Raw genomic sequence first — 3,896 nt, forward strand, 5'->3', positions numbered from 1 at the left:
AGCGTGTTATCGAATTGTCACCCGCTAGTTCGCCTCTATTTATCGCATAATAGCTATAAACTTGACCATTTACCGTGAAAGTGTTTTTAGCATCAATATTAATTTTATTTCCAGACATAATCTATCTCCTTGATAAACTGACCATCTTTAACCCAACATAACCGATCCCTTTAACAAACTCACTATCTATCTATCACCTAACGAACATCACCAGCTTAACTATTTCAAAAAAAAGTATTTAATTACGAACAAAACTTCGTCTCAGTTCGTCACCAACAGAGCAAATGGTAAACTCATGAAAGTTGCAAAATTTGTATTAGCTCTGTTACAAAAACGGGCAGATAGCTGAGCAGTGTCAGTAAAGTGCATTCTCTGAAAATTCAGATTAATAGCAGACGATTATGAGTATAGGAAGAATAAAAGCCTTTTACCCAAAAAATGTAAGTGGGGTCACAAGTGACTCAGGTTTTGTCTTTTGAGTTGACTTTGCTGCTATAGCAAGCAGCATCAACATGCGCTGATGAGACAATAATACTCGCATATAAATCGGGTGGTTATACATTAAAAAAATTGGGGAATACGTTGATCTTCATTCTTCCAGAGTGAACCGTATTGTGACAAAAGGCAAGACTTGACCCGTAGCTTTTTCTTCTCGCAGCTACGTAGACCCCATCGCTACGTAGCTACTCAAAATGCGATTAAATTACCAATTTATTTATGGCGATCTTTTGCAAATAGATCCGCTCAAAAATTACGATTTATACGGCTAATTTAATATTTTTTTGAAACAACCCTCTACATCAGGCTTGAAATTATAACCATGATTTAAATCAGGTTATTGGCAATAACCTTCGGTTCTTTGTGGTTATATGCTTGTTTTATAAGCAAAATCTATCTTTTTTAAGACTTTTCACTGCCCCATATGATGGCTATTACTCTTTATTTGATTTAGATCAGATTGCTTTATATGCACTTCTTTAGGCTCTATGTGATTAAAATTCACTACGTGATTGAGGAAAAAGATGAGTAAAAAAAAGCTAGTCATAATTGGTAACGGCATGGTCGGGCATCGTTTTATTGAAGATTTTGTAGAAAAAGCAGATCTGGAACAATTTGAGATAACCGTCTTCTGTGAAGAGCCACGCGTTGCTTATGATCGTGTTCATTTATCTTCATATTTTTCTCATCATACGGCCGATGAACTTTCTTTAGTAAAAGAAGGTTTTTACGAAAAACATAATATTCAAATACTTATTGGTGAACGCGCACTAACGGTTAATCGCAGCGAAAAAGTAATCCATTCGCAAACCGGGCGTGTAGTGTATTACGACAAATTAGTGATGGCGACGGGATCATATCCCTGGGTGCCTACGATTAAAGGTAATCAAAGCAAAGATTGTTTTGTTTATCGGACGATTGAGGATCTAAATGCCATCGAAGCCACTGCACGGCACAGTAAAAACGGTGTGGTCATTGGTGGTGGGCTGTTAGGTCTAGAAGCCGCTGGAGCACTTAAGGCACTAGGTGTAGAGACCCATGTTCTGGAGTTTGCGCCGGTATTAATGGCAGAACAGCTTGATCAGCAGGGCGGGCTAATGCTGCGTCGTAAAATTGAGAGCATTGGTGTAAAGGTACATACGGGCAAAAATACCAAGGAGATCATTCCATCGGGTAAAACCGCGCGTAATACCATGGTATTTGCCGACGGCAGTGAATTGGAAGCTGATTTTATTGTTTTCTCAACGGGTGTTCGTCCGCAGGATAAATTAGCCAAACAATGTGGTTTGGCAACTGCCCGCCGTGGTGGTATCACTATTAATGATCAATGTATCACTTCTGATCCTGATATCTTTGCAATTGGCGAATGTGCTTCCTGGAATGATAAATTCTTTGGTCTGGTCGCACCCGGTTACAATATGGCTAAAATAGCCGTTGATACTCTATTAGGCCGTGAAAATGCATTTAGCGGTGCTGATATGAGCGCCAAATTGAAATTATTAGGTGTTGAGGTTGGTAGTATCGGTGATGCTAATGGTCGTACACCGGACAGTCAAAGTTATGTTTATGTTGATGAAAAAGAGTCTGTCTATAAACGTATTATTGTCTCTAAAGATGGGAAAAAATTATTAGGTGCTGTTTTAGTGGGTGACACTGAAAGTTACAGTGACCTGCTGCAGTATTCATTAAATGCGATTGAGTTACCCAAACACCCCGATTCGTTAATCCTTCCTGCACATGCCGGCGCTAAATCAACTGGTTTAGGCGTCGATGCACTGCCCGAAACGGCGCAGATCTGTTCCTGTTTTGATGTTAAGAAAAGCGATATTGCCGATGCCGTTGCAGCCGGTCATACCACCATCAGTGCGATCAAAAAAGAAACCGGAGCCGGTACCGGTTGTGGCGGTTGTGTCCCCTTAGTCACTCAAGTTTTAAATGCGGAAATGAAAAAACAGGGTATGGAAGTTAAAAACCATCTCTGTGAGCATTTTGAATATTCCCGTCAAGAGCTGTTCCACCTGATTCGCGTAGAGGGTATCAGAAGCTTTAAAGCATTATTAAGCAAATACGGTAAGGGTTACGGCTGTGAAGTGTGTAAACCAACCGTAGGTTCAATTCTGGCTTCCTGCTGGGCAGATTACATTTTATCAAAAGACAATAACGGTCTGCAGGATACCAACGATATCTTTCTCGGTAATATGCAGAAAGACGGTACCTACTCGGTTATTCCGCGTATGGCCGGTGGTGAAGTTACACCGCAGGGATTGGCCGTGGTTGCTAGCGTTGCTCAGCAATATACTTTATATACCAAAATTACCGGCGCGCAGCGTATCGGTTTATTTGGCGCGCATAAAGCGGATTTACCGGATATCTGGAAACAACTGATTGATGCGGGCTTTGAGACAGGGCACGCTTATGCCAAATCATTACGTATGGTAAAAACCTGTGTCGGCAGTACCTGGTGCCGTTTTGGTGTGCAGGACAGTGCCGCTTTCGCAGTTGACCTAGAAAATCGTTACAAAGGCTTACGTACTCCGCATAAAATTAAATTTGGTGTTTCCGGCTGTACCCGCGAATGTGCTGAAGCTCAGGGTAAAGACGTCGGTATCATTGCAACCGATGCGGGCTGGAATCTTTATGTTTGTGGTAATGGCGGCATGAAACCACAACACGCTCAGTTGCTTGCCAGTGATTTGGATAAACAAACCTTAATCAAATATGTAGATCGTTTCATGATGTTCTATATACGCACTGCAGATAAATTAACCAGAACGTCAGTTTGGCTGCAAAGTTTAGCAGGCGGGATTGAGTACCTGCAGGACGTGGTTATTAATAACAAGTTAGGCATCAATGAACAGCTTGAAACAGAGATGGCTGCGGCCATTGAAAGTTATCAATGTGAGTGGGCAGAAACGCTTTCCGATCAAGAGCAGTTACAGCGTTTTGCGCATTTTATTAACAGTGATGCGCTCGACGAAAATGTCCTATTTACACCTGAACGCGGCCAAAAACGACCTGCATTTAATGACGAAAAAGCCCCTGTATATGCAATTAATTTGGAGGAAGTGTAATGAGCAAATGGATCAAAGTATGCGCATTAAAAAATATTTATCCGGCAACGGGTGTCTGTGCATTAGTCGCTGGCAAGCAAGTGGCTGTTTTCCGTCCCAGTGAAGAGGAGCAAGTCTTTGCTATTAATAATATGGATCCTTTTGCGCGCTCTAACGTTTTATCGCGCGGTTTGATTGGCCAGCATCAGGAACAGTTTTGGGTTGCATCCCCGCTGAAAAAACAACGTTTTAATTTACTTGATGGCTCCTGCTTAGACAACGATGAAGTCAGCGTTGAAGCTTATAAAGCCCGTGTTACTAAAGGCTTTGTAGAAGTACAGCTGTAGC

General features: G+C 41.6%; 2 protein-coding genes. Both read left to right on the top strand.

Annotated features, from left to right (window positions below; translation table 11 throughout):
* The first annotated feature begins 1,022 nt into the window (after nucleotides 1-1,022).
* A complete protein-coding gene (gene nirB, locus ACJAT7_RS18400) occupies nucleotides 1,023-3,569 on the top strand; it encodes a nitrite reductase large subunit NirB (protein ID WP_415228249.1) in 2,547 nt (848 codons plus the stop codon).
* Nucleotides 3,569-3,895: a nitrite reductase small subunit NirD gene (gene nirD / locus ACJAT7_RS18405; RefSeq protein ID WP_415225635.1), complete on the top strand. Its 327-nt coding sequence runs from the start codon at nucleotides 3,569-3,571 to the stop codon at nucleotides 3,893-3,895. Before nirB ends, nirD begins: the two co-directional genes overlap by 1 nt.
* Nucleotide 3,896: the final 1 nt, after the last annotated feature.

This window comes from Psychromonas sp. (assembly GCF_047632995.1).
Taxonomy (GTDB): domain Bacteria; phylum Pseudomonadota; class Gammaproteobacteria; order Enterobacterales; family Psychromonadaceae; genus Psychromonas.